The sequence below is a fragment of the Streptomyces natalensis ATCC 27448 genome (assembly GCF_000935125.1).
GTDB lineage: Bacteria > Actinomycetota > Actinomycetes > Streptomycetales > Streptomycetaceae > Streptomyces > Streptomyces natalensis.
The window spans coordinates 272288-298760 of record NZ_JRKI01000003.1 but is presented as its reverse complement, the minus strand read 5'-3'; the positions used below and the strand labels follow the sequence as shown (position 1 = coordinate 298760).

The following is a 26473-nucleotide window of genomic DNA, read 5'->3' as shown; positions in this document are numbered from 1 at the left end:
TTCGTGACGGACACGACCCCTGGCACCAAGGGCACCGACACCCTGACCCGCCTCGAGCAGGAAGGCGAGATCGCGGCCGACTACCTCGAGGGTCTGCTGGACATCGCCGACCTCGACGGCGATATCGACATGGACGTCGAGGCCGACCGTGCCGCGGTGTCGATCATCAGCGATGCGACCAGCCGCGATCTGCAGAAGCTGGTGGGCCGTGACGGTGAGGTGCTGGAGGCGCTGCAGGAGCTGACCCGGCTGGCCGTGCACCGCGAGACCGGTGACCGCAGCCGTCTGATGCTGGACATCGCCGGGTTCCGTGCGCGCAAGCGCGAGCAGCTCACGCAGATCGGTGCGAAGGCGGCGGAGGAGGCCAAGGGCACCGGTAAGCCGGTCAAGCTCGACCCGATGACGCCGTTCGAGCGCAAGGTCGTGCATGACGCGGTGGCCGCGGCCGGGCTGCGCAGCGAGTCCGAGGGCGAGGAGCCGCAGCGCCGAGTGGTCGTCCTCCCGGCCTGACCTTTCAGCGCTTCGTTTGTCTTTGGCCCCGTCTGCTCGCAGACGGGGCCAAATGTTGTCAGCGATCTGTGCTATTCCGGGCCCTGGGGCATATCCCTGGGTCCCGGCAGAACAAACAGTCCAGAGGAAGGGCGGTTCCCGTGACGGAGGCAGCAGCGGAGCTTCCTCCTGCGCCGAAGGCAGCGCAGGAGGTATTCGGTGAGCTCTTTCCGGAGGCTGTGCGGTACGGCGAACTGCTCGCCGACGCGGGGGTGACGCGGGGGCTCATCGGCCCGCGCGAGGTGCCGCGGCTGTGGGAGCGGCATCTGCTGAACTGTGCGGTGCTCTCCGAGGTGGTTCCGGAGGGTGTCTCGGTCTGCGATGTGGGATCGGGGGCCGGGCTGCCCGGGATCCCGCTGGCGCTGGTGCGCCCGGATCTGAAGATCACGCTGCTGGAGCCGCTGCTGCGCCGTACGACGTTCCTTGAGGAGGTCGTCGAGCTGCTCGGACTGGATCATGTGACGGTGGTGCGGGGCCGGGCCGAAGAGGTCATGGGCAAGATCCCACAGGTGCATGTGGTGACGGCACGGGCCGTGGCACCGCTCGACCGGCTGGCGGGGGGGGGTGTGCCGCTGCTGCGGCCCTACGGCGAGATGCTGGCGCTCAAGGGCGATGCGGCGGAGGAGGAACTCAAGGGCGCCCGGGCCGCGCTGAGCAAGCTCGGTGTGGTGGAGACGTCGGTGGTCCATGTGGGCGAGGGCATTGTGGATCCGCCGTCGACGGTGGTGCGGGTCGAGGTCGGTGAGAGCCCGGGCGGGGTGCGCTTTGCCGCCAAGCGGGCGAAGGCCGCCCGTGCATCAAGGGGTCGCCGCCGCTGACCCCCGCTGCGGGAGATTCCCAGGCCGGCATGCCGCTACGGGAGATTCCTCCATGAGCCATCAATTGGGGCGAATTCCATAAACGCCATCAAAAGAGCATAAGACGGAGTGTCGCGGCTTAATCGGGCGCGGCGCTGGCATCGTGTTTCACGTGAAACATCGTTCTCTGCTGCAAGGGATCATCGACCGTGGCCGTGCGGCCGCCGCGCCGCGTGGCCGGAAACCCACAAGGGGTACGGAAGTATCCACAGAAGCGGGTTTGTCCACAGGAGAACGGACCTCACTGGTTCACGACGCCGAAAGCATGGCAGGCTCTGCTCATTGCGAGCCTGATGTCGAGGAGAGTGAATCCTTGCGGTCCGACGCCAACATCGCGGGACCGATGACCGATCCGGTCCCCGGTCCCCGTAACGAGTCGTTCGGGGACGATGTTTCACGTGAAACACCGCCCCCGATGGACGACACCCCGATCGGTCGTGCAGCTCAGCTTGCGGTGGAGGCAATCGGCCGCACGGGAGGGCTGCCACGACCCGAGCAGACGCGGGTCATGGTGGTCGCCAACCAGAAGGGCGGGGTCGGCAAGACCACGACCACGGTGAATCTGGCGGCCTCCCTGGCCCTCCACGGGGCACGGGTTCTGGTGATCGACCTCGATCCCCAGGGCAATGCCTCGACGGCACTGGGGATCGACCATCACGCCGAGGTGCCGTCGATCTATGACGTGCTGGTGGACAGCAAGCCGCTGTCCGACGTGGTGCAGCCGGTGATGGATGTGGAGGGCCTGTTCTGTGCGCCTGCCACGATCGACCTGGCCGGTGCGGAGATCGAGCTGGTCTCTCTCGTAGCGCGGGAGAGCCGGCTGGACCGAGCCATCAAGGCATATGAGCAGCCGCTGGACTACATCCTTATCGACTGCCCGCCCTCGCTGGGGCTGCTGACCGTGAATGCTCTGGTCGCCGGCGCCGAGGTGCTCATCCCGATTCAGTGTGAGTACTACGCGCTGGAGGGCCTGGGACAGCTGCTGCGGAATGTCGATCTGGTGCGGGGACACCTCAATCCCAAGCTCCATGTCTCGACGATTCTGCTCACCATGTACGACGGGCGTACCCGACTGGCCTCTCAGGTCGCCGATGAGGTGCGCAGCCACTTCGGCAGTGAGGTGCTCCGTACGAGCATCCCCCGCTCGGTGCGTATCTCCGAGGCGCCCAGTTATGGGCAGACGGTGCTCACCTATGACCCGGGGTCCAGCGGTTCACTCTCGTATCTCGAAGCGGCCAAAGAGATCGCCTTGCGCGGGGTTTCTCAGGCCGATGGTCAGGGCCTCGCGGTCAACTATGAAGGTCAGCACAGCATGTCGGAGGGGACTCAGTGAGCGAACGACGTAGAGGGCTGGGCCGTGGGCTCGGTGCGCTGATCCCCGCGGCACCGCAGAGCACGGACAACGCCGGGCCTGCGGTGGGCCGGGGGGCGACGTCACCGTCGGCCGTACCGGTACTGACACCGGATCGGGGAGTGGCGGCCGCCAAGGTTGCCGCTCTTCCGACGAACAATGTTTCACGTGAAACACAGGCACCGGCCGAGCCGGAGACGGTGCCTCAGGGCGTGTCAGAGGTCGCGGGCGCGTACTTCGCCGAGGTGCCGCTGGACGCGATCACGCCGAACCCGCGTCAGCCGCGGAAGGTGTTCAACGACGAGGAGCTCGCCGAGCTGGTCATCTCCATCAAGGAGGTGGGTCTGCTTCAGCCGGTGGTGGTCCGGCAGACCGTGCCGGAGAACTATGAGCTCATCATGGGTGAGCGCCGCTGGCGGGCGTGCCGCGAGGCGGGGCTGGAGAAGGTTCCTGCCATCGTCCGCGCCACGGAAGACGGCAAGATGCTGCTCGATGCGCTTCTGGAGAATCTGCATCGGGCGCAGCTCAATCCACTGGAAGAGGCAGCCGCCTACGACCAGCTGCTGAAGGACTTCTCCTGCACCCATGACGAGCTGGCGGACCGGATCGGCCGGTCACGGTCGCAGGTCACCAACACCCTGCGGCTTCTGAAGCTGGCGCCGGCGGTTCAGAGCAGGCTTGCGGCAGGCGTGCTCTCCGCGGGGCATGCACGCGCCCTGCTCACCGTGGAGGACCACGAGGAGCAGGAGCACCTCGCCAGCCGCACGGTGCGAGAGGGGCTGTCGGTGCGCAGCCTCGAGGAGATCGTGAAGTTGCTGGCGGCCGACCCGAAGAGCGCGGCCAAGACCAAGAAGCCGCGTGCGGGTACTCGTGTGTCCCCTGCGCTCACCGGTCTTGCCACCCGGCTGTCCGACCGCTTCGAAACGCGGGTGAAGGTCGACCTCGGCCAGAAGAAGGGAAAGATCGTCGTCGAGTTCGCCTCGATAGACGATCTGGAGCGCATTCTCGGCACCCTGGCTCCGGATGAGGGTCCGGTGCTGGGCAAGTCGCTCGCCGAGGAGAGCGACGACAAGGAATGAGCTGACGGGTTCGGCTCCCGGGCGGGCCGTGTTCCGGAGTCCATACCGGAACACGGCCCGCCCTTTGCGCTCCGTCGGTACCCGTGCCCGTAAAGGGTGGATACGATGCGATCGGGTATGGCACGCATCCACATGGAGAGACCTCACAAAGAGGAGAGGCCATGCGATCAGTGAGCCGCACCGGACTGTTGGCAGCGGGGTTCGGCCTTGCTGCCGTCGGAGGGTTCGTCGGCGGTCTGCTCAGGGAGCAGGCGGCGCTGACGGCACTGCGCGGTGCGGCAGGCGAGGGAAGTGAGGACCTGGCTTCATGGGCCGTCGGCTCGTACCGCTCACGCTCGACAACCTTCCGGATCTCCCCAAGCGCTGCCGCTCCTGTGTCTTCTGGGAGCTCGACCCCGTCAGCGGCGAAGCCGCAGTAAAGACGGGCCGGCCCGAGCTGGAGAAGGAAGCCTGGATCTCGGCGGTTCTTCTGGAGTGGGGGTCCTGCGGGCGGGTGGTCTATGTCGACGACGTCCCGGTCGGCTTTGTGATGTACGCCCCGCCGGCCTATGTGCCCCGGTCCATGGCCTTTCCCACCAGTCCGGTGTCGGCGGATGCGGTGCAGTTGCTCACGGCGTGGCTGACGCCTGGTTATCAAGGGCAGGGGCTGGGCCGGGTGATGGTGCAGACGGTTGCCAAGGACCTCATCCAGCGCGGGTTCAAGGCCATCGAAGCCTTCGGCGATGCCCGTTGGACCGAGCCGGCCTGTGTGCTGCCCGCCGACCATCTCCTCGCGGTGGGCTTCAAGACCGTACGCCCCCATCCGCGCTATCCGCGGCTGCGCCTTGAGCTGCGGGCCACCATCTCGTGGAAGGAAGACGTAGAGCTTGCCCTCGACCGCTTGCTGGGAGCCGTACAGAAGGAACCCGCGTTGAGGCCGCTGTAGTACGCGGCGGAACAGACATTGGGCCCGTCCCCGGGAGGGGGCGGGCCCAATGTTTCACGTGAAACGTTGACGCGATTACTTGGCGACGAGGAAGTCCACCAGCTCGCGCTCGATCCCGGCCTTCGGCTTGGCGCCGACGATGGTCTTCACGACCTCGCCGTTCTGGTAGACGTTCATGGTCGGGATGGACATGACGCCGTACTTGGCGGTGGTCGCTGGGTTCTCGTCCGTGTTCAGCTTGGCGATGACGATCTCGTCGTGCTCGGCGGCAATGGCCTCCAAGGACGGAGCGATCTGGCGGCACGGGCCGCACCAGGTGGCCCAGAAGTCCACGAGTACGGGCTTGTCGCTCTTGAGGACGACCTCTTCGAAGTTGTCGTCCGTCACGGTCACCGTGGCGCCGGCCATGGCAATCTCCTTAGTGGGTGGGTGGTGAAAAGCTGGGGGGTGGCGAGGGTCAGGCGGAGGCGGTCTTGTCCGGCTCGGCCGTGGCCTCTCCGTCCGTCAGCGCCGCGAGGAACCGCTCGGCGTCGAGGGCGGCAGCACACCCCGTGCCGGCCGCGGTGATCGCCTGGCGGTAGGTGTGGTCGACGACGTCACCGGCGGCGAAGACGCCTGCCAGGTTCGTCCGGGTGCTGGGCGCCTCGACCTTGAGGTAGCCCTCGTCGTCCAGGTTCAGCTGGCCCTTGAAGAGCTCGGTCCGCGGGTCGTGGCCGATCGCGATGAACAGACCGGTCACCGGGAGCTCGGAGGTCTCGCCGGTCTTGACATTGCGCAGCGTCAGGCCGGTGAGCTTGTTCTCACCGTGGACCTCGCCGACCTCGCTGTCCCACACAAACTTGATCTTCGGGTCGGCGAAGGCACGATCCTGCATCGCCTTGCTGGCGCGCAGGACGTCGCGGCGGTGGACGACGGTGACGGAGTTGGCGAAGCGGGAGAGGAAGGTGGCCTCTTCCATCGCGGTGTCGCCGCCGCCGATGACGGCGATGTCCTGGCCCTTGAAGAAGAACCCGTCGCAGGTCGCGCACCACGAGACGCCACGGCCGGACAGCTCGTCCTCACGAGGCAGCCCGAGCTTGCGGTGCTGGGAGCCGGTGGCGACGATGACGGCCTTCGCCCGGTGCACGTTCCCGGCAGTGTCGGTGACGGTCTTGATCTCCTCCGAGAGATCGACAGCGACGATGTCGTCCGGCACGAGCTCGGCACCGAAGCGCTCGGCCTGGGCGCGCATGTTGTCCATGAGGTCCGGCCCCATGATGCCCTCGCGGAAACCGGGGAAGTTCTCCACGTCGGTGGTGTTCATCAGCGCGCCGCCGGCGGTGACGGCACCTTCGAAGATCAGCGGCTTCAGGGACGCGCGGGCGGTGTAGAGCGCTGCGGTGTAGCCCGCGGGCCCGGAGCCGATGATGATCACGTTGCGGACGTCGCTCACGGGTGTCTTCCTTGTCTCTGCCGACTGCTTGCTGGGGCTGGGAACTCTCATCCCACCCAACGGATCCTACGGGGCGTGCATTCCCGGGGTGTCGCAGAGCACGTTCCGTTGTTCAGTCTCGCTGGTACGAGTGGGTCAGCAGAACCTTGCCGGGGACCGGAGGTGTGGCCGAGACACACGAGGACGACACCACATAGGCGGAGACGCGTGACGGGTCGGACGAATTCGGCAGCACGACGAGATAGGCGTCCTTGCCGTTGTAGGTGTTGTGGCTGGAGGCGAGCGGCATTTCCGTACGGCCGATGCCTTGGCGCACACACGAGGGGACAGTGTCGCCATGGCCCCGTAGCGGCGTCTCGGGAGAGCTGCGGGTACCGACCTCCGGGGATTTGTGCGGCTGCCGTGCCGCAAGCAGGCTGTGCACATGCGCTCCGAGGGACGCGGAGGTGAGGGCCGCGCCGCCGGAGCCCTGCTCGGGGGACGAGCTCGCGTGCTGCCGCATGGTCGTCGGAGAGCCGTCTGTGGCAGCGTTCTGAAGGAGGAGACCGCCCATGCCGAGGGCTGCCGCGGCCGCCGTACCGAGCAGGATCCGGGGCCAGCGCCGTGCCCGCGGGGACCGGCTGCCCGGCGTCCGCCGACCAGGTCCGGAGGAGCGTCGAGGGTGCCCCGCCGGTCGGTCCGAGAGCGCGCCGCGTGTGGGCGATTCCACATCGGTTTCACGTGAAACCGAGGCGGCGGCGGCCCATGTTTCACGTGAAACATGGGCCGATGTTTCACGTGAAACAAGAGTCCCCGTGGCGGGCGAGGTGGAGTCCAGCAGCGCCTCGGCTGCGAGAGCGGCGTCGATGCGGCCGGCGACATCGGCGGGCATCCTCGCCGGACCGGGGAGCGTGCCGAGCAGCCCGCGGATCTCCTCCAGGGACGCACAGACGTCTGCGCAGAGCGGACAGCCGACGAGATGGTCGCGGAGTTCTGTGGTGCGGGGCGGGGGCAGAAGTCCGTCTGTGAGGTCGGAGATCTCGGAGACCTCCGGGTGCTCACCAGAGCCGGTCGTCGATGTCACGCCCGCCCACCTCCGCCCTTCACCGCACCTGTGTCGTTCGGTCCTGTCGTCGGTGGGACGGATGTCCCCTGCGCCCGGTTCCTTCCCCCGCTCATGGGTCGGCTATCCCCGTCGTCGGCGCGCAGATGGGTGACCAAGGGGAGAAGCCGAGCACGGCCCCGTGCGCAGCGGCTCTTCACCGTCCCCGTCGGGATCCCGAGGATCGCGGCGGCCTCGGCGACCGGATAGCCCTGCATATCGACGAGAACAAGAGCGGCGCGCTGCTCTTCGGGAAGCGTGCGCAGCGCACCGAGCAACTGCCGGTACAGATCCTGCCGCTCGGCGGGGACGGCAGCGGACTCCTGGGGTTCGAGGAGCTGTTCCAGCCGCTCGGTCTCGGCGACGGGCGAGGTGCGCCGGGAGGCAGCCTTGCGGGCCCGGTCCAGGCAGGCGTTCACCGTGATGCGGTGCAGCCACGTCGTGACGGCGGACTGCCCTCGGAAGGTGTGGGCCGCGCGATACGCGGAGACCAGAGCGTCCTGGACGGCGTCGGCGGCCTCTTCCCGATCGCCGAGAGTGCGCAATGCCACGGCCCAGAGCCGGTCGCGGTGCCGTCGGACGATCTCCCCGAACGCGTCGGGGTCGCCCTTCACATGCAGGGCGAGGAGATCGGCGTCGGTTGGTGTCGAAGCCTCGTCGCTGTCGGTGGACACGGGCCCCCCGGCCGTAGCTGCCTGATCTCGGACCCCATTGAAGCCCGCCAGGTCAGGAAAGTAAATGCCGATGAATTCGGGGCCCCGGCCGTTCCATCCGGCCGGGGCCCCGCGCAATTTTTGGACAGCCGGTACGTCTGCCGACGGCTCAGCTCGTGAAGGAAACCTCCGTCACGGCCTGCTTGAAGCCGGGATCGCTGTACTCATCCCGAGGCGAGTACGGCATCGCGGTGATCCACACCAGGACGTAGCGCGCTTTCGCCGGCTTCTTCAGCTTGACCTCCGCCGTCGTCTGCGATGTCTGTGTCGTGCCGAGCTTCTGCATGGAACTCAGCGGCTCCGACGGCGAGAGCGAGTTGGCCGCGTACAACGTCACGGTGGTGTGAGGGCCGCCGTAGTGCAGACCGATCGACGCGCTGCTTATGCCTTGCTTCGAGCCGAGGTCGTAGACGAGTCCGACGCCCTCCTTGAAGACCGGATTCAGGTCCGGGCCGTCCTTGAAGCTCTTGCTGCGCCAGTAGGTGTTGGGGTTTCCGTCGTAAGTGGCCTGGACCTGGTCGACGTGCTGCGGTTTGCCGTCCGGGTAGTACTCTCCGGCGTTTTGGATCTTGATCGGTTTGCTGACCGGCTTCTTGTCCTTGCTGCCGGTCGTCTGCGAGCTGCCCGGATCCTCCTTGTCGCCCTCCAGCTTGAGCAGGGTGTCCGCCAGCTGCCAGCTGCCCAGTCCCAGTGCCGTGATGAGCAGAGCGGAGACGGACCACTTCAGTGCCTTGCCGGTACGGCTCTGCAGTGGGGGCGGTGGGGTGGGAATGGCCTGCGTCGGCCGTCCGGACTGACCGTTGTGGGCCGGTGACTGACGGTAGGTTCCCTGCTGGTATCCGGTGCGCTGGTAGGGCGGCGGCGTGTTGAAGGCCGTCTCCGGCGGTCGGATGCGAGGCATCGCCGCAACAGCCTTGGCCAGCTCCTCCGGCGTGGTGCAGGGTTGTTCCTGGCGGGAGGCCGTGGCGCCGTCGTTGACGAGCGCGCGCATGGCGAGCTCGGACAGGCCGCGATGGACTCCTGCCCGCACCTGATCGGGCGGGATCAGCCCGACGCCCTTGGGTAGGCCGGTGAGGCCGTAGGCGTCGTTGTCGTAGGGCCAGCGCTGGGTCAGGGCGGCGTACAGCAGTGCGCCGATCGCCTCGGTGTCCGTGCGCTGGGGGTGGTCACAGGTGATGCCGCGCAGTGCGGCCATGACGGCCAGGCCGCGGATGCGGTACTGGCCGGACTCCGTGCGCAGCACCGAACCGGGAGTGATCCGCAAATGCGCCAGACCCTCGCGGTGCGCGGCGGCCATGGCCTGGGAGACCTGGCTGACGAGCTGGTAGGCGTCGTGCGCTTCGAGCGGGCCGTTCGCGAGGACGGTCGTGAGCTCGATGGCGTCCGGCAGCCATTCGTGGACGACGTAGACGAGGTCGTTCTCCTCGACGGCGTCGAGGACCTGGACGAACCGGGGATCGCCGAGGAGCGCAGAGGAGCGGGCCGCCGACAGCACCGGACGGGCCCGGGGATGGTCGGCGGGCAGGATGTGCACGCCGACCGCTCTGCGCAGCTTTTCGTCGACCGCGCGCCAGCTGCTGAATCCGTCCAGACGGGTGACGCACTCCTCGAGGCGGTAACGTCTGGCGAGCTTGTGGCCGCTGTGCAGATCCGGTGGCTGGGCCTCGGCAGCCGCGGCACCGATCTCGTCGGTGCGGGCGGTGTCCTTTTCCCCGCCGGATACCTTTTCGGCCTCCGCTCCGTCGTCCGTGGCCTGACCCGCCTTGCCGGTCAGCGGCTCCTCACCGCTCGTGTCGGCCACGTCGACGGCAGCCGTGCTCCGTTCCGCCACCGTCGTTCCTGCCTCCCCATCCGTTGCAGGCTCAATGAGCCACGACAATTGTGCCCACAGTCCGCCACTATGCACGACACACGGTGGCGGTCGATGGTTGTACCCGGTCAGCGCCCGAGCTTGGCGCGGACCATTCCGACCAGGGCATTCAGCTCCTGGATCCGCATCTTGCGGGCGGCCGTGTAGAAGACCGCCAGAAGTGCGGCGCTGCCGCCGACGAGGGCGGCGAGCGAGCCGGTGACCCCGCTGCCCAGTGCCTGCATGATGCCGTAGACCACGGCCCCGGAGACCACTGTCGCCGGGACGCTGGCACCGGCCAGCCGCGCGTAGGTGCGCACGACATGGGCGGTGTCGAGGTCGCCGCCCATCCGCTTGCTCAGGCGGCGCCAGGCCACACCGACGCCGATGATGTACGCCAGGCCGTAGGAGGCCGCCATGCCGATGACCGCCCAGCGCGCGGGGAGGACCAGGAAGCAGAGGGCGGAGGCGACGGCGTTGACCGCGGCGACGATCACCGTGTTGTAGAAGGGGGTGCGGGTGTCCTCGTACGCGTAGAAGGCGCGCAGGACGACGTACTGCACCGAGAACGGGATCAGCCCGACACCGAAGGCCATCAGCATGTAGCCCATCGGGACCCCGGCGCCGGACGAGCCGTAGACCAGCGTGCACAGCGGGACGCCGAGGGCGAGGAAGCCGAACGCGATCGGGACGATGGCGACGGCGGAGGTGCGCAGGCCCTGGGACATGTCGTCGCGGACGGCGCCGGTGTCACCGTCATGTGCGGAGCGGGCCAGGCGCGGCAGCAGCGCCGCCATGACGGAGACGGTGATGATCGCCTGCGGCATGTTCCAGATCAGCTGGGCGCTGGCGTAGGAGATGAAGCCGTTGCCCGGGTGGCCCTGCTGGGCGGCGGTGTTGCCGGCCCAGGTGGAGAGCTGGGTGACGACGAGGACGCCCGCCTGGTTGGCGAGAACGAACAGCACCGTCCACTTGGCGAGCTTGGCGGCCTTGCCCAGGCCCTGGCCGCGCCAGTCGAAGCGCAGCTGGAGCTTGAAGTCGGCATCACGCAGATACGGGATCATCGCCAGGGCCTGGACGACGAGCCCGAGGAGGGTGCCGATACCCAGCAGCCGGATGCCCTCGGAGGGGATGGTCGTCACGCCGATGTGGGACGTCTTGGCCGAACCGTAGACCCAGATGAACAGGCCGAAGGTGGCGATCATGACGATGTTGTTGAGGACCGGGGTCCACATCATCGCGCCGAAACGGCCGCGGGCGTTGAGGATCTGCCCCATGACGACGTGCAGACCCATGAAGAAGATCGTCGGCAGGCAGTAGCGGGTGAAGGCGACGGCCACCTCGTTGGCCGCCGGATCCCGGGAGATGTCGAGGGAGACCAGCTTCACCAGCAGCGGCGCGGCGACCACGGCCAGTACGGTCAGCCCCCCGAGCAGGACCATCACGAGGGTGAGGAGGCGGTTGGCGTACGCCTCGCCGCCGTCGTCGTCCTCCTTCATCGCGCGGACCAGTTGCGGGACGAAGACGGAGTTCAGGCCGCCACCGATGGTGAGGATGTAGATCATCGTCGGCAGCTGGTAGGCCACCTGCCAGGAGTCGCCTAGGACTGCGCCGCCGAGCGCCGCGACGATCAGTGCCGAGCGGATGAATCCGGTGAGCCGGGAGACCATCGTGCCGGCGGCCATCACGGCGCTGGACTTCAGCAGTCCTGAGGCCTTGCCGCCGGACTGCTTGCCGGCCGCCTCGGGGGCGGGCTCCGGTGTCGCCGCGGGCTGCTGGGGTACGGGCTCCTGTCCCGGCGCAGGCACTCCCCCGGCCGCGGCGGGCACGGCCGGAGCCGCTGCGGGGTGCTGGGGTTCGTACGGCTGCTGGTCCCGGAAGAGATGCGCAAAGGCATCGGACTCCGGACGCTCGTCGGAGGCGTGGGTGATCAGGTCGTCGACGCCCACGAACTGCGGCGTAGGGGTGTCGTCATACGGCAGCTCGCCGGTGCGGGCCTCCTGCGCGGACGGCGGAGGCGAGGTCCAGAACTGTGGATCGGGGGTGTGCCGGGCGACGGGCTGCTGAGGGTGGAGCGGCTGCGTGGCGTCGTCCGGAGGCGGCGGGGGGTGCGCGGCGCGGTCGTACGGCGTCTCCACGGCCGGGCCCGGCGCCGTCGGGTGCTGCGTGTGGGGCCGGTCGTTGCGGTAGACGTCCCGGACATGAGGGTCCTGGGCGTACGGGCCGGGAGCTGCGGGCACCTGGGGCGGCGCAGGGACCGGCCCAGCGGGGTCGCCATGGGCGTCCCGGCTGCGGTCACCGTCATACGGCGCGTTCATCGCTGCCCCATCTCATCCGTCGCGGGCCATCCGGCCCCGCCATCTATCAACGGTCCACTTTCTCACCTGAGCCGGACTGGTCGGTGTTTTCCGAACCGGTGTCCGGCGCGGGGTCACTCGGCTGCTCGGGCTCGTTGCCGTCCGTGCCGCCGGTGTCGCCGTCCGTGCCTTCGTCGCCGTCCGGACCTTCGCCGTCGGGCCCCTCCTCGGCGGGCGCTGCGGCCATCCGCTTGCGCTGAAGGTAGATCCGTACCCCCGCGAGGACCAGCAGCAGCACACCGCCGGCGATGACGAGCATCACCGTCGCGGTGATCTCGGTGACGTTCACCTGGAACGTCATCGGCTCACCGTAGGGCTTTCCGTCCGCCGTGTAGAGCTGGGCGGTCACCCAGGCACGACCGTTGGCGTTCGCCGTGGTGTCGAACTTGAACGACTGACTGTGCCCGCCATCCACCTTGATCTGCTGTGACACCCCCACGTCCAGCCGGTTGGGCTGGGACGAGGTGAGCTTGAGCGTCATGCCCTCGACGCCCTGGACCAGGTTGTTCTGCACCGTCACCGGGATCGTCGCGCTGCGCCCGGAAAGTGTCGCATCCGACTTCTGGATCAGATGGACCTTCTTGGTCAGGCTGTCGAGGTAGCTGCGGACGGAGTTGCCGAAAGCCTTGGCACCGGTGGCGTCGCCCCGCCACTCGGTCGACGTCTCCCGCATCAGCGCGGTGCTGAACGCGGGCACCACACGCTCCGGCTGGGCCAGGATCACCTGGTAGTCGTCGAGCGCGGCCTGGGTTTCCTGCACTTTGCGGAAGGCTTCGGCGGGGAGTTCTTCCCTGCGCAGCGAGCCGGGGTAGGCGCCGGCGCTCGGTACGACGCGGGTTGCCGTGGGGTCGGGCTTGGCGTCGGCGGCGTCGCCGAGGTCCAGCGGCTGCGTCCAGCGTCCCGAGTCCTCCAGATCCCGAAGCGCGGTGGCCATGGCGTGGGCCTGGGCTGCCGAGGGCGTGCGCTGCGGTGCGACGACGATGCTGCGCTGCCGGTCCGGGGCCTGGAGGTTGATCATCTGGGTCTGGGCGAGAAACTGCTGGACCGCCCGGGAGGCGTTGTCCGCCTTCGACATATCGCCCTCGAACGCCCGGGAGAGCCGTGCGTCCGCGACGACAGCGGTGTTGCCGCCGCCGATGGGCCGGGCCGCCGTCGGGGTGTAGGGCAGCCCTCCGGTCTCGCGCAGGCTGTCGCTGCGGGTGATGACGTTGTGCGCACCGGCCGAGGTGGCGACATCCACGATGGAGGAGTCGATGGCACCGTCTACGGGCCAGGCGAAGTCCGTACGCGGGGTGACGCCCAGCACCGTGTCCACGGTCTTGGCGGCGAGGTCGGTGGCCGGGCCGAGGTGGCTCAGTGCGCTGGGGACGCTCTTGCCGTGGTGGGCGAGCGAGGCGAGGTCGGGGTCGGCGAACGGCAGCGCGACGACCTCGTGGGTGTTGGCCACCTTCTGCAGATCGTTCAGCCACTGCTTGGCGACGGCCTGGTTCGTGCCCAAGGGGCCGTCCGGGCCGCCGACCTTGTACGTCCTGGTCATCGCGTCGACGCTGGCGAGCAGGTCGGGATCGATGACAAAGGTCACCGGCAGGTTCTTGGCCAGCGCCACCATCTGCTGCAGCCGGCCGCCGGGCGCGAGCTGCGCGGCGAGGTCGTCATTGCGGAAGACCGGCGTCTGCGCGGCGTCGGTCTCGGCGGTGAGCTGGGTGGACGAGATCAGCGGCCACAGGTAGGTGAGCTGCGTCTTCTTGCCGGCGTCTCCGTTCTGCCACGGCAGGAAGGTCCGGTCGATGCCCAGGACCCGGTCGTAAGGCGCGGCCTGGGTACGCCCTGACACCGAGACACCGATCTGATACACACCGTCATCGCCCAGGTCGAGGTCCTTCACCGGCACACTGAGTGAGAAGGGACGACTGGCCCCGGGATCCAGCCTGTCGAGCTTCTCCTTGTGGCCCTTGACCTCCGGCCCGTCGACCCCCGGCACATATCCACCGCGCTGGGACGCGGCGTCGAGGGAGCTGCGGCCGCTGAGAGATGAGCCACGGTGCAGGCCGACGTGCGCCTCGGTAACCGTGCTGTTGCCGTCGTTGGTCAGCGTTCCGGAGACCGTGACGGTGTCCGTCTTTGTGGGAGCGGACGGCGTCATCGACTCGATGGTGACATCGACCGCACGGGAGCCCGACGGAGCGGCCTGGGCGGAGGGGGCCTGAGGCGTCATGAGCAGCCCCGCGAGCAGGGGTGTTCCGGTGACCAGTGCCACGGTCCTGCGCAGCCATCGGCCGCGCGGCCGTTCAGTCCCCTGGAACCCTGCCGCCTCGGCCACGCGCTCGCCCGTCCCTCGTCGTCGTCAGTGGTCGTCGGAATGTGCGTCCACGAATGGTAACGAGGCCCGCTGTGTCGTAGTGCCGGGGAGTGCTCCACATGATCGCCGGGGTAACGGCCTGATATCGCGTCCCCTTATTAAGGTGACGCTTCCTCCAGCGCGGCCACGTACCCTGTTCTGTTGTGCCGAACGCCAACAATGACTTCCCCGCCCCGCCGGCCGAGCAGACGCCGCAGTCGACGAACGCGCTGAACCACGTCCAGCGCCGTGCCGTGAGCGAGCTGCTGCGGGTCTCCCCCGTTGCGGACGACCTGGCCCGCCGATTCCAGGAGTCCGGGTTCACCCTCGCCCTGGTCGGCGGTTCGGTACGGGATGCGCTGCTCGGCAGGCTCGGTAACGATCTGGACTTCACCACCGATGCCCGCCCCGAGGACATCCTGAAGATCGTCCGGCCGTGGGCGGATGCGCTGTGGGAGGTCGGCATCGCCTTTGGCACGGTCGGCTGCAAGAAGGGCTCGTTCGACATCGAGATCACCACCTACCGCTCCGAGGCGTACGACCGCACCTCGCGCAAGCCTGAGGTGTCCTACGGCGACTCCATTGAGGACGACCTGGTCCGCCGCGACTTCACGGTGAACGCCATGGCGGTGCTGCTGCCGCAGAAGGAGTTCGTCGACCCGCACAACGGGCTGGAGGACCTGGCGGCCCGTGTTCTGAGGACGCCGGGGACGCCGGAGGAGTCGTTCTCCGACGACCCCCTGCGGATGATGCGCGCGGCGCGCTTCGCCGCTCAGCTGGACTTCGAGGTCGCCCCCGAGGTGGTGGCCGCGATGAAGGCGATGTCGGAGCGGATCGAGATCGTCTCCGCGGAGCGCGTACGCGACGAGCTGAACAAGCTGATCCTGGGCCCGTACCCGCGCAAGGGGCTGCGGCTGCTCGTCGATTCGGGGCTGGCGGACCGGGTGCTGCCCGAGCTGCCCGCGCTGCAGCTGGAGAGTGACGAGCATCACCGTCACAAGGACGTCTATGAGCACTCGCTGACCGTCCTGGAGCAGGCCATCGACCTTGAGGAAGACGGGCCGGATCTGGTGCTGCGGCTGGCGGCCCTGCTGCATGACATCGGCAAGCCCAAGACACGGCGTTTCGAGTCGGACGGCCGGGTCTCCTTCCACCACCACGAGGTGGTGGGGGCAAAGATGACCAAGAAGCGCATGACGGCGCTGAAGTACTCCAACGACATGATCAAGGACGTCTCGCGTCTGGTGGAGTTGCATCTCCGTTTCCACGGATACGGGACGGGCGAGTGGACGGACTCGGCGGTGCGCCGCTACGTACGGGACGCCGGACCGCAGCTGAAGCGACTGCACAAGCTGACGCGGTCGGACTGCACCACCCGTAACAAGCGCAAGGCCAACGCCCTGTCGCGTGCATACGACGGACTGGAGGAGCGCATCGCGCGGCTTCAGGAGCAGGAAGAGCTGGAGGCGATCCGTCCGGACCTGGACGGTAACGAGATCATGCAGATCCTGGGGATCGCTCCCGGCCCGGAGGTCGGCAATGCCTACAAGCAGATGCTGGAGCTCAGGCTGGAGCGCGGACCCATGGACCGTGAGGCGGCGGTTGCCGCTCTGAAGGAGTGGTGGGCCGCTCAGAGCTGATGTTTCACGTGAAACATCAGCGGAGACGCCGCAATGTTTCACGTGAAACATGGGGCGATGTTTCACGTGAAACATCGCCCCGTTCGGCACCGGTAGGTGTGCCGCCGATGCGGAGCCCGCGGCGTGGGCCCCTTATCGGCGGCGGCGCAGCGCCGATCGCCACCCGGAGCGAGCCAGTGCTGCGGCGACGAGCGCATAGAGAACGGTCACCACCACAAGCAGCACCACGGACCGTCCGCTGGGGGGCAGCATGAGCGCCGCGACCGCAGCCGCGCCGACGAAGGCAACGTTGAACAGCACGTCGTAGATGGCGAAGACCCGGCCGCGGAAGGCGTCATCCACCGAGGACTGCACCACGGTGTCCGTGGAGATCTTGGTTCCCTGTGTGGTGAGGCCGAGCAGGAAGGCGGCAGTCAGCATTGGCTCGGGGGCGAAGAACAGCCCGAGGCTTGGTATGAGCACGGCTCCCATGGCGGCGCAGCCGGCGATCCATCCGAACGGGCCGAGCCGCTCCACCATCCAGGGAGTGACGAGGGCGGCTGCGAAAAAGCCCACTCCGGACACCAGGAGGGTGATCCCGAGCAGAGCCAGGCCATGAGATTCGGTGGTGGCCCAGGAATAGCGGCACAGCATCAGAACCGTGACTGTCAGAGCTCCGTAGCAGAAGCGGATCAAGGTCATTGCCGCCAGGGCGTGCGCCGGTGTGCGCCGCTCCCGGAGATGACGCAGCCCCTCCACCAGTCCGCGCACGGTGCTCAACAAGGCTTCCCGCACGTGAGGTTGGAGCCGGGAAGGATCGGGTCCGAGCAATTCGGGTGTCATCCGCAGGGCGGTGAGTGCGGACCAGAAATAGAGCGCCGAGGCAAGCAGTACCACGAACGCATCCACCTGCGAGCCTGCGAGCCGGACGGCGAATGCGAGCCCCCCGCCGGCCGTTGCGGCCAGTGTTCCGGCAGTGGGGGCAATGGAGTTGGCCATCACCAGCTGCTGTTCACCGTCGACCACACGAGGCAACGAGGCCGAAATGCCGGCCAGAACAAAGCGGTTCACGGCCATCACGGAGAGGGCCGAGACGTAGAAGAGCCAGTCGGGCACATGGGCGACGATCAGCGCGGCGGTCGCTGCGGCGAGCAGGGTGCGCAGCAGATTTCCGTACAGCAGGACCTGGCGGCGGCGCCAGCGGTCGAGCAGTACTCCGGTGAACGGCCCGAGAAGGGAGTAGGGCAGCAGCAAGACGGCCAGGGCAGACGCGATGGCCTCGGGCGACGTCTGCTTCTCGGGGGAGAAGACGACATATGTGGCGAGTGCGACCTGGAAGGCGCCGTCGGCGGCTTGGGACAGCAGCCGCACGGCAAGAAGGGACCGAAAGTCGCGGAGCCGGAGTAACACGCGGAGATCCCGCACTGCATGCATGGCGCACAGCCTCACACAGCCCGCAGGCCCCCGGGGGGAATTCCCAGGGGCCTGCAAAGGAGGGTGCGGCGAACGTCTTAGCGCTCGTCCTCGCCCCGGATGAACTTCTCGACGTTCTCGCGTGCCTCGTCGTCGAAGTACTGCACCGGCGGCGACTTCATGAAGTACGAGGACGCGGAGAGGATCGGGCCACCGATGCCCCGGTCCTTCGCGATCTTCGCGGCGCGCAGGGCGTCGATGATGACACCGGCGGAGTTCGGGGAGTCCCAGACCTCGAGCTTGTACTCCAGGTTCAGCGGGACGTCACCGAAGGCGCGGCCCTCGAGGCGGACGTAGGCCCACTTGCGGTCGTCCAGCCAGGCCACATAGTCGGACGGGCCGATGTGGACGTTGTCCTCGCCCAGCTCGCGGTCCCTGATCTGGGAGGTGACGGCCTGCGTCTTGGAGATCTTCTTGGACTCCAGCCGGTCACGTTCGAGCATGTTCTTGAAGTCCATGTTGCCGCCGACGTTCAGCTGCATCGTGCGGTCCAGGACGACGCCCCGGTCCTCGAAGAGCTTGGCCATCACACGGTGCGTGATGGTCGCGCCGACCTGCGACTTGATGTCGTCACCGACGATCGGGACGCCGGCCTCGGTGAACTTGTCCGCCCACTCCTTGGTACCGGCGATGAAGACCGGGAGGGCGTTGACGAACGCGACCTTGGCGTCGATGGCGCACTGGGCGTAGTACTTGGCGGCGTCCTCGGAGCCGACAGGGAGGTAGCAGACCAGAACGTCGACCTGCTTGTCCTTGAGGACCTGGACGATGTCGACCGGGGCCTCGGCGGACTCCTCGATGGTCTGGCGGTAGTACTTGCCCAGACCGTCGAGGGTGTGACCGCGCTGGACCGTCACGCCGGCGTTCGGCACATCGCAGATCTTGATGGTGTTGTTCTCGCTGGCGCCGATGGCGTCCGAGAGGTCGAGGCCGACCTTCTTGGCGTCGACATCGAAGGCCGCCACGAACTCGATGTCACGCACGTGGTAGTCCCCGAACTGCACGTGCATGAGGCCGGGCACGCGGCTCTTCGGGTCGGCGTCCTTGTAGTACTCGACGCCCTGTACCAGCGAGGCGGCGCAGTTGCCCACGCCGACGATGGCTACGCGAACCGAACCCATTCCGGTTGCTCCCTGTGTTCTCGATGAGGACCTGGCACCGCAGGGCCTCATGTGGTGGTGTCATCGGACGGATCCGGCCGGGAACCACCCCGGTGCCGGGGCAGGCCGTCCGCATCTTCTGACTTCTTGTCCTGCGCTGCGGGATCCGGTGCGCGCTGATCGCGCCCGGTGCGCTCACTCTCGATGAGCTCGTTCAACCAACGGACTTCGCGTTCCACGGATTCCATGCCGTGGCGCTGCAGTTCGAGGGTGTAGTCGTCCAGCCGCTCACGGGTCCTGGCCAGGGAGGTGCGCATCTTCTCGAGGCGTTCCTCCAGCCGGCTGCGGCGGCCTTCCAGCACGCGCATCCGAACGTCCCGCGACGTCTGACCGAAGAATGCGAAGCGGACGCCGAAGTGCTCGTCCTCCCATGCATCCGGTCCGGAGTGGGCGAGCAGTTCCTCGAAGTGCTCTTTGCCCGCTGCGGTCAATCGGTAGACGATTTTCGCCCGGCGCCCCGTCAGTGCCGCAGCGGGCACGCCCTCCGTGGCATCGCCCGTCTCCTCGACGAGCCAGCCGTTCGCGACCAGTGCCTTGAGGCAGGGGTAGAGGGTGCCGTAGCTGAACGCACGGAAGACCCCGAGCGAGGTGTTGAGCCGTTTTCGCAGCTCATAGCCGTGCATCGGAGACTCACGAAGCAGACCGAGGACGGCGAACTCGAGGATGCCGGAACGTCTGCTCACCCTCCGCCTCCTTGGTCTGGCGCGTTCTTTATCTCGTGCTGATGTATCGACTCGATACATCCAGACGATAGAACGGTGCCCCGTGTGGAACAAGCGGGGGCACGGTGAACGGCATCACATCACCAAATCGCTCTAGCCAACCTGACTGATTTGGAGTGAATTTCAACGCTGGGCAGGTTTTGGCCATGCGTAGTCTGTGCGCCATGCAGACTGCCGGGAACCGTGGGCCGATAACTGGCGTCCCCGTCCTCGGTGTAATGCGGCCCGCACCGCAGGAGCGGGCCGTGCATCGGGGGGACCTGAAGACAACTGCCGCCTTCAGGCGACGAGAAAGTGCGCCTGCCCGAGGAGTAATCGTTCCATGAGCGAGCACCGTCGCAAACCGCCACAGCCGCAGGGTGGCGGACGTGCCGCGGCCCGACGTGCCGCGCAGCAGTCATCGGGGCGCCGTGGCGCGCCCTCACGGGACTCCGCTGCCGGTCCTCCGCCCACCTCGAACCCGCATGGTCAGGAGCGGCCGTACGGCGGACGCGCCGAGGCCCGACGTGCCGCGCAGCGCGGCGGCCGACGACGGTCGGCCGACCCCGCGGAGATGGAGGCCGGCGGTGGCTCCGGCGGCCGTGGTGGCGGAGGTCGTCGCGGTGGTGGCGGAAAAGGTCCCGAGGGAGGTCGAGGGCGCGGCCCGGGCAACGGAAGGCCCGGCAAGAAGCGCTGGATCAACTACCCGCGTGCCAACCGCAGCGGATGGCGCCGCTTCGTGCCGTCCTGGAAGCAGGTGGCGAGCATCTGCGTCGGCTTCGCCGGCCTGATCGTCGGGGCGGCCGGCGTCGCGCTCGCAGTGGTGACCGTTCCCGACGAAAATAATGCGGCCAAGGCCCAGAACAACGTTTATCTCTGGTCCGATGGCTCGGTCATGGCGCGCGATGGTGAGACAAACCGCCAGAACATCACCATAAATGAGATCCCCAAGTCCATGCAGGATGCGGTGATCTCCGCGGAGAACGCGTCATTCCGTACTGACTCGGGTGTCGACCCCATGGGCATCGCCCGTGCCCTGTTCAACATGGCCAGGGGTGGTGAGACCCAGGGCGGGTCGACCATCACTCAGCAGTACGTCAAGAACGCCATGCTGAGCCAGGAGCAGACCATTGATCGAAAGTTCAAGGAGCTGTTCATCTCGATCAAGGTCGGCTGGCAGGTGGACAAGGACAAGATCCTTCAGGGGTATCTGAACACCAGCTACTACGGTCGCGGCGCCTACGGCATCCAGGCGGCGGCCCAGGCGTACTACGACAAGGATGCAAGCAAGCTCCAACCGTACGAGAGCGCCTTCCTGGCCGCCGTGCTCAAGGGCGCCAACCTGTACGACCCGGCAGGCGGAGTGGGCCCGAACGCCACCCGGCAGCAGAACACCCAGCGTGCCGAGGCGCGGTGGGCCTGGATCCTCGGTCGTATGGTCGCCAACCATCACCTGTCCAAAGCGGATCACGACAAGTACCTGAAGCACGGGTTCCCGATGCCCAAGCAGCCGAAGCCGGTTGCCAGTAAGGGCGGGCAGATCGGCTACTTGATGGACACGGCGAAGAAGTACGTGCTGAGGCATGCCGCCGATATGAGCGAGGCACGGTTCGACAAGGGTGGCTACACCATCCATACGACCTTCGACAGGAAGAAGACGGCCGAACTCGCGGCCGCGGTGAAGAAGGTCGACAAGCGGTACATCGACCCGAAGAAGCGGAGCAAGGACAAGTACGTCCAGTTCGGTGGTGCTTCCGTGGTGCCGGGAGACGGCAAGATCGTTGCGCTCTATGGCGGCGAGGGTTATGACAAGGGGCACTTCAGCAACAACGCCGACACCTACGGCGTGCCGGTCGGCTCGACGTGGAAGCCGTTTGTGCTGGCCGCAGCGATGAAGGGCGGCACCAGCCACAGTAACTATCAGCCGATCTCACAGGACAGCCGTTACGACGGAAATGACCATCTCAAGGTGAAGAAGGCAGATGGGACATTCGTCCTGAAGCGGGATAATTCCCCGTTCTATCAGGAGAACGAGAGTGCCCACCGCTGGGGCTACATCTCGTTGACCAAGGCGATGGAGCAGTCCGTCAATACCCCGTTCGTCCAGCTCGCCATGGATGTCGGCATGGCCAACGTCAAGGACATGGCGCACCGGGCGGGTATCTCGGAGGAGAGCTTCGACAAGCACCTCAACCCGTCCTTCGCGCTGGGAACCTCCACGCCGAGCGCGATCCGGATGGCGGACGCCTATGCGACCTTCGCCAACTCGGGGACGCAGTTCGAGCCGTACTCGGTGTCCGAGCTGAAGTTCAGGGGCGAGGACAAGGCTGGTTTCGACAGGCCGAAGCCGCAGCTGGCGATGTCCCCTGCGATCGCCGACAACGTGACCAGCGTGCTGCAGAACGTGGTCAAGAACGGTACGGGTAAGCAAGCCAGCCGTCTGCCGATGCCGGCCGCGGGCAAGACCGGTACCACTGACCAGAACAAGTCGGCATGGTTCGTCGGCTACACCAGGCAGCTGTCCACGGCCATCACGATGTTCCGCGAGGACGCTCAGAATCCGCGTCAGCTGTCCATGAACGGCGTAGGCGGTTTCGACTCGATCCACGGTGGTGCGCTGCCCACCGAGGTATGGACCGAGTACATGTTGCAGGCGATGAACGGTGTCACGCCCCAGACGTTCCCGACTCCTGTGCCCATCGGCACCGAAGTGGACGAGCCCGGAATGCCCTCCCCGACGCCGACCCCCACGCCGTCGCAGCAGCCGTCGGACTCCCCGTCCGCGACGCCCAGTGACTCGGCTTCCCCCAGCGGCTCGCCGAGCCCGAGCCCGAGCGACACCTGCTCCAAGTGGGACATCGGGTGCAGCAGCGGTGGTACGAGTACCGGCGGCACCACCGGCGGACCCGGCGGTGCCACCGGAGGCGATACAGGCAGTCCGACGCCCGATCCCAGCGGCGGCGGCCTCTTCGGTGGTCCCGGTGGGGGACGGAAGAAATGATCGCCCCGTGTTTCACGTGAAACACGGTCCATGTTTCACGTGAAACATGGATCCGCGAAGCCCCCGACCCGGGATGACCGGGCGGGGGCTTCGCCCCATTCGGCCAAGGGCCGTACGGCAGGATGGGGCCATGACGAGCGTGGGACGGGATGAGCCTGTACGGCCGACGAAGCGGGATGAGGTAGCGGCCGCCGGGAGCGAGCTGATCGGAGGCCCGATCGGCCGACGGGCGCTGCTCGGAACGAGCTGGCTGACGCCGGTTCGCCTCATCGCGCTGGTCGCCATCGGGATGTTCGCGCTCGGGATGGTGCAGAAGCTGCCCTGCTACAACGGCGGATGGTTCTTCGGGGCCACGGCACAGTACGCCCACGCTTGTTACTCCGACATCCCCCATCTCTACGTGGGACGGGGTTTCGCCGATGGACTCATCCCGTATTTCCAGCGGCTGCCCGGCGACATGGAGTATCTCGAGTACCCCGTACTGACCGGGCTCTTCATGGAGGTCGCCTCATGGATGACGCCGCACCCGGAGACGATCCAGGACCGCGTATCCAGTGAGCAGATCTACTGGCTGGTCAATGCCGGGATGCTGATGGCGTGCGCCGCCGTCATGGCGGTCTGCGTGGCCCGCACCCATCGCCGCCGTCCCTGGGACGGTCTGCTGGTTGCCCTGGCACCGGCCTTCGCGCTCACCGCCACCATCAACTGGGACCTGCTCGCGGTCGCCCTGACGGCCGCGGGGATGCTGATGTGGTCGCGCAGCCGCCCTCTGACGGCCGGAGTCCTGATCGGCCTGGCGACCGCGGCGAAGCTGTACCCCGTGCTGTTGCTGGGGCCGCTCCTGGTGCTTTGCTGGCGCGCCGGAGCCTGGCGGGCGTACGGCAGGGCCCTGAGCGGTGCCGTGGCGGCCTGGCTCGTGGTGAATCTGCCGGTCATGATCGCGCACGATGCGACGGGATTCCATATCCGGGAAGGCTGGGCGAAGTTCTACACCTTCAGCCAGGAACGGCCGGTCGACTTCGGTTCGCTGTGGCTGCTGATCTCGCAGCGCACCGGGAATCCCCTGGAGAACGCGAATGTCTACGCCACGCTGCTGATGATCGTCGGCTGTGGCGTCATCGGGCTGCTGACCCTCTACGCGCCGCGCCGGCCACGCTTCGCGCAGCTCGCCTTTCTCGTCGTGGCGCTGTTCATCCTCACCAACAAGGTCTACTCACCGCAGTACGTCCTGTGGCTGATCCCGCTCGCCGTGCTGGCCCGTCCGCGCTGGCGGGACTTCCTGATCTGGCAGGGCTGCGAGGTCATGTACTACCTGGGGATCTGGATGTACCTCGCCTACACCAGCGACGGTGAGAAGCATCAGGGTCTGCCGCCCGAGGGCTATCAGCTCGCGATCGTGCTGCACCTGCTCGGCACGCTCTACCTGTGCGCGGTGGTCGTACGGGACATCCTGATGCCGGAGCGCGATGTGGTGCGCAGGGACGGGGACGATGATCCCTCCGGCGGTGTCCTGGACCGGGCAACCGATGTGTTCGTGCTCGGCCAGGCAGCCACTTCGCCACGGCATGCGGCGCACTTCGAAGGGGCGCCGATGGTGCGCTGGGGTGCGGTACGGAAGTGAGCCGACGGATATACGCGGGGCCCGGTGCCGCAGAGCAGGTCTGCGGCACCGGGCCCTTGGCGTGACAGAGGCGGGATCAGCGGTCCACGAGGCGGTCGTACTGGGTGGTGGTGTGCCGCAGGTGAGCCACCAGTTCCTCGCCGACCTGGGGCTCGGGGGCATCCCCCGGCACGAAGAGGATGGACACCTGCATATGCGGCGGTTCGGCGAACCAGCGCTGCTTACCGCCCCATACATACGGCGACAGATTGCGGTTGACGGTGGCCAGGCCGGCCCGTGCCACGCCCTTGGCCCGGGGCATCACACCGTGCAGCGCCTTGGGGGACTCCAGACCGACGCCGTGCGAGGTGCCGCCTGCGACCACGACCAAGTAGCCGTCGGAGGTCGCCTTCTGCTGCCGGTATCCAAAACGCTCCCCCTTGGCGATCCGGGTCACGTCGAGTACCGCGCCGCGGTACTCCGTGGCCTCGTGGTCGCCGAGCCACAGCCGCGTGCCGATCCGGGCACGGAAGTGGGTCTGCGGGAACTGCTGCTGGAGCCGGGCGAGGTCCTGGGCCTTGAGGTGGCTCACGAACATGGTGTGCAGCGGGAGGCGGGCGGCGCGCAGCCGGTCCATCCAGCCGATGACCTCCTCGACCGCGTCGGACCCGTCGGTGCGGTCCAGCGGCAGGTGGATCGCAAACCCTTCGAGCCGGACGTCCTCGATGGCCGCGGCCAGCTTCGGCAGGTCCTCTGCCTTGACGCCGTGCCGCTTCATGCTGCTCATGACCTCGATGACGACCCGGGCACCGACCAGGCCGCCCACCCCCTCGACCGAGGAGACCGAACGGATCGCCCGGTCCGGCAGCGGCACCGGCTCCTCGCCGTGCCGGAACGGGGTCAGGACGAGCAGATCGCCGCTGAAGAAGTCCTTGATGCGGGCCGCTTCATAGGTCGTACCGACCGCGAGGATGTCGGACCCGAGGCGGGTGGCCTCCTCCGCCAGACGCTCATGACCGAAGCCGTAACCGTTGCCTTTGCAGACCGGGACGAGCCCGGGGAACTGCTGGAGCACGCTCTGCTGGTGTGCCCGCCAGCGCGCGGTGTCGACGTAAAGAGTGAGCGCCATGCCGGGCCCGGGACCTTTCTCGTAGCTGGGTGAATCAGGGTACGAACGGTGCGGTGGAGCTGTCGGCCGTGCGCAGGCTATCCGCGGTGCGTCATATAGAAGTCGAACGCCTTCTGCATCAGCTTGTTGAGCGGGAAGTCCCACTCGCCGAGGTACTCCGCCGCCTGCCCACCGGTGCCGACCTTGAACTGGATCAGGCCGAAGAGATGGTCGTTCTCGTCCAGGGAGTCGCTGATGCCGCGAAGGTCGTAGACCGAGGCGCCGAGCTTGTAGGCGTCCTGCAGCATCCGCCACTGCATCGCGTTGGAGGGACGGACCTCACGGCCGATGTTGTCGGAGGCACCGTAGGAGTACCAGACGTGACCGCCGACGACCAGCATGGTGGCGGCGGAGAGGTTCACGCCGTCGTGCCGCGCGAAGTACAGGCGCATGCGGTTGGGGTCCTCGGTGTTGAGGGCCGTCCACATACGCTGGAAGTAGCCGAGCGGCCGCGGCCGGAAGCGGTCGCGCTCCGCGGTGATCTCGTACAGCCGCTGCCATTCGGCAAGGTCGTCGTAGCCGCCCTCGACGACCTCGACGCCGGCCTTCTCGGCCTTCTTGATGTTGCGGCGCCACAGCTGGTTGAAGCCCTTGTGGACCTCCTCCAGGCTGCGCTCGGCGAGCGGCACCTGGAAGACATAGCGGGGCTGGACATCGGCGAAGCCGGCACCGCCGTCCTCACCCTGCTGCCAGCCCATCCGGCGCAGCTGGTCGGCGACCTCGAAGGCGCGCGGCTCGATGTGCGTGGCCTCGACGTCCCGCAGACGCTTGACGTCCTGGTTCTGGATGCCCGACTTGATCGCCGCGGCGTCCCAGCGCCGGATGATCACCGGCGGGCCCATCTTCACGGTGAAGGCACCCTGCTGCTTGAGGTGCGCGAGCATCGGCTGCAGCCAGTCCTGAAGATTCGGTGCGTACCAGTTGATGACCGGGCCCTCGGGGAGGTAGGCGAGGTAGCGCTTGACCCGGGGCACCTGGCGGTAGAGAACGAGGCCGGCGCCGACCAGCTCACCGGCCGCGTCGAACCAGCCCAGGCTTTCCGCACGCCATTCGGCCTTGACGTCGGCCCAGGCAGGAACCTGCATGTGGCTGGCCGCGGGCAGGCTCTGGATGTATGCCAGATGCTGCTCTCGACTGATGGTCCTCAGGGTCAGGCTCATGCGGGGCGCTCCTCGGCTGGTGTGTCCCCATTGTCAGGGCTCCGGCTCTCGCGCCGAAGC

20 protein-coding genes are annotated in these 26473 nt (G+C 67.5%); 8 read left to right on the top strand and 12 right to left on the bottom strand.

Features of this window, described 5'->3' with window-relative positions:
• The first annotated feature begins 3 nt into the window (after positions 1–3).
• From SNA_RS02320 to SNA_RS02300, 5 genes are all read left to right on the top strand, one after another.
• Positions 4–510, top strand: a complete 507-nt coding sequence (locus SNA_RS02320) for a Jag family protein (RefSeq protein ID WP_030064444.1) — start codon at positions 4–6, stop codon at positions 508–510.
• Between the two features lie 140 nt (positions 511–650).
• Positions 651–1367: a 16S rRNA (guanine(527)-N(7))-methyltransferase RsmG gene (gene rsmG, locus SNA_RS02315; protein WP_044362858.1), complete on the top strand. Its 717-nt coding sequence runs from the start codon at positions 651–653 to the stop codon at positions 1365–1367.
• 304 nt (positions 1368–1671) lie between these two features.
• Positions 1672–2739: an AAA family ATPase gene (locus SNA_RS02310; protein ID WP_078969614.1), complete on the top strand. Its 1068-nt coding sequence runs from the start codon at positions 1672–1674 to the stop codon at positions 2737–2739.
• The gene (locus tag SNA_RS02305) at positions 2736–3836 is read left to right on the top strand and encodes a ParB/RepB/Spo0J family partition protein (RefSeq protein ID WP_078969613.1); all 1101 of its coding nucleotides are present in this window, start codon (positions 2736–2738) and stop codon (positions 3834–3836) included. The genes SNA_RS02310 and SNA_RS02305 overlap by 4 nt, the downstream gene beginning before the upstream one ends.
• A gap of 307 nt (positions 3837–4143) precedes the next feature.
• The gene (locus tag SNA_RS02300; RefSeq protein WP_030064448.1) at positions 4144–4761 is read left to right on the top strand and encodes a GNAT family N-acetyltransferase; all 618 of its coding nucleotides are present in this window, start codon (positions 4144–4146) and stop codon (positions 4759–4761) included.
• Positions 4762–4836: 75 nt separating this feature from the next.
• Here SNA_RS02300 and trxA read toward each other — a convergent pair whose 3' ends face one another.
• The 7 genes from trxA to SNA_RS02265 all read right to left on the bottom strand — a co-directional run bounded on the left by trxA (position 4837) and on the right by SNA_RS02265 (position 14513).
• Positions 4837–5169 (bottom strand): thioredoxin, encoded by a 333-nt coding sequence (gene trxA, locus SNA_RS02295; RefSeq protein ID WP_030064449.1) that lies wholly within the window; start codon positions 5167–5169, stop codon positions 4837–4839.
• Between the two features lie 49 nt (positions 5170–5218).
• Positions 5219–6193, bottom strand: coding sequence for a thioredoxin-disulfide reductase (gene trxB / locus SNA_RS02290; RefSeq protein ID WP_030064450.1), 975 nt, complete (start codon positions 6191–6193; stop codon positions 5219–5221).
• 112 nt (positions 6194–6305) lie between these two features.
• On the bottom strand, positions 6306–7256 hold the full coding sequence (locus tag SNA_RS02285; RefSeq protein WP_044362841.1) for an anti-sigma factor family protein: 951 nt from the start codon (positions 7254–7256) through the stop codon (positions 6306–6308).
• Positions 7253–7948, bottom strand: a complete 696-nt coding sequence (sigM, locus tag SNA_RS02280) for an RNA polymerase sigma factor SigM (RefSeq protein WP_030064452.1) — start codon at positions 7946–7948, stop codon at positions 7253–7255. The genes SNA_RS02285 and sigM overlap by 4 nt, the downstream gene beginning before the upstream one ends.
• Before the next feature lie 148 nt (positions 7949–8096).
• On the bottom strand, positions 8097–9818 hold the full coding sequence (locus SNA_RS02275) for a protein kinase family protein (RefSeq protein WP_044362839.1): 1722 nt from the start codon (positions 9816–9818) through the stop codon (positions 8097–8099).
• 107 nt (positions 9819–9925) lie between these two features.
• The gene (murJ, locus tag SNA_RS02270) at positions 9926–12154 is read right to left on the bottom strand and encodes a murein biosynthesis integral membrane protein MurJ (RefSeq protein WP_030064454.1); all 2229 of its coding nucleotides are present in this window, start codon (positions 12152–12154) and stop codon (positions 9926–9928) included.
• A 46-nt stretch (positions 12155–12200) separates the two neighbouring features.
• Positions 12201–14513, bottom strand: coding sequence for a DUF6049 family protein (locus SNA_RS02265; RefSeq protein ID WP_030064455.1), 2313 nt, complete (start codon positions 14511–14513; stop codon positions 12201–12203).
• Between the two features lie 182 nt (positions 14514–14695).
• Between SNA_RS02265 and SNA_RS02260 the strand changes: the two genes are divergently transcribed.
• On the top strand, positions 14696–16171 hold the full coding sequence (locus tag SNA_RS02260) for a CCA tRNA nucleotidyltransferase (RefSeq protein WP_030064456.1): 1476 nt from the start codon (positions 14696–14698) through the stop codon (positions 16169–16171).
• A gap of 132 nt (positions 16172–16303) precedes the next feature.
• On the opposite strand, the gene SNA_RS02255 is transcribed toward SNA_RS02260, so the two are convergent.
• The 3 genes from SNA_RS02255 to SNA_RS02245 form a co-directional block, all read right to left on the bottom strand.
• Positions 16304–17584: an MFS transporter gene (locus SNA_RS02255; RefSeq protein ID WP_030064457.1), complete on the bottom strand. Its 1281-nt coding sequence runs from the start codon at positions 17582–17584 to the stop codon at positions 16304–16306.
• A gap of 77 nt (positions 17585–17661) precedes the next feature.
• Positions 17662–18744, bottom strand: a complete 1083-nt coding sequence (locus tag SNA_RS02250) for an inositol-3-phosphate synthase (protein ID WP_030064458.1) — start codon at positions 18742–18744, stop codon at positions 17662–17664.
• Positions 18745–18791: 47 nt separating this feature from the next.
• The gene (locus tag SNA_RS02245; protein WP_030064459.1) at positions 18792–19466 is read right to left on the bottom strand and encodes a PadR family transcriptional regulator; all 675 of its coding nucleotides are present in this window, start codon (positions 19464–19466) and stop codon (positions 18792–18794) included.
• A 361-nt stretch (positions 19467–19827) separates the two neighbouring features.
• Here SNA_RS02245 and SNA_RS02240 point away from each other — a divergent pair, with 361 nt between their 5' ends.
• Positions 19828–22485, top strand: coding sequence for a transglycosylase domain-containing protein (locus SNA_RS02240; protein ID WP_030064460.1), 2658 nt, complete (start codon positions 19828–19830; stop codon positions 22483–22485).
• Between the two features lie 130 nt (positions 22486–22615).
• Positions 22616–24106 carry a glycosyltransferase family 87 protein gene (locus SNA_RS02235; protein WP_030064461.1) on the top strand — a complete coding sequence of 497 codons (1491 nt, stop codon included), beginning with the start codon at positions 22616–22618 and terminating at the stop codon, positions 24104–24106.
• Between the two features lie 76 nt (positions 24107–24182).
• On the opposite strand, the gene SNA_RS02230 is transcribed toward SNA_RS02235, so the two are convergent.
• Complete coding sequence (locus SNA_RS02230; protein WP_030064462.1) at positions 24183–25214, bottom strand: alanine racemase; 1032 nt, start codon at positions 25212–25214, stop codon at positions 24183–24185.
• A gap of 77 nt (positions 25215–25291) precedes the next feature.
• Positions 25292–26413: a lipid II:glycine glycyltransferase FemX gene (locus SNA_RS02225; protein WP_030064463.1), complete on the bottom strand. Its 1122-nt coding sequence runs from the start codon at positions 26411–26413 to the stop codon at positions 25292–25294.
• Positions 26414–26473 lie beyond the last annotated feature (60 nt).

What these genes read in the sequence shown, in the direction of transcription:
- SNA_RS02310 (WP_078969614.1), top strand. Translation starts at nt 1,672, where the DNA reads ATGGCAGGCTCTGCTCATTGCGAGCCTGATGTCGAGGAGAGTGAATCC.
- SNA_RS02300 (WP_030064448.1), top strand. Translation starts at nt 4,144, where the DNA reads ATGGGCCGTCGGCTCGTACCGCTCACGCTCGACAACCTTCCGGATCTC.
- trxA (WP_030064449.1), bottom strand. Translation starts at nt 5,169, where the DNA reads ATGGCCGGCGCCACGGTGACCGTGACGGACGACAACTTCGAAGAGGTC.
- murJ (WP_030064454.1), bottom strand. Translation starts at nt 12,154, where the DNA reads ATGAACGCGCCGTATGACGGTGACCGCAGCCGGGACGCCCATGGCGAC.
- SNA_RS02255 (WP_030064457.1), bottom strand. Translation starts at nt 17,584, where the DNA reads ATGCATGCAGTGCGGGATCTCCGCGTGTTACTCCGGCTCCGCGACTTT.
- SNA_RS02250 (WP_030064458.1), bottom strand. Translation starts at nt 18,744, where the DNA reads ATGGGTTCGGTTCGCGTAGCCATCGTCGGCGTGGGCAACTGCGCCGCC.
- SNA_RS02240 (WP_030064460.1), top strand. Translation starts at nt 19,828, where the DNA reads ATGAGCGAGCACCGTCGCAAACCGCCACAGCCGCAGGGTGGCGGACGT.
- SNA_RS02235 (WP_030064461.1), top strand. Translation starts at nt 22,616, where the DNA reads ATGACGAGCGTGGGACGGGATGAGCCTGTACGGCCGACGAAGCGGGAT.
- SNA_RS02230 (WP_030064462.1), bottom strand. Translation starts at nt 25,214, where the DNA reads ATGGCGCTCACTCTTTACGTCGACACCGCGCGCTGGCGGGCACACCAG.
- SNA_RS02225 (WP_030064463.1), bottom strand. Translation starts at nt 26,413, where the DNA reads ATGAGCCTGACCCTGAGGACCATCAGTCGAGAGCAGCATCTGGCATAC.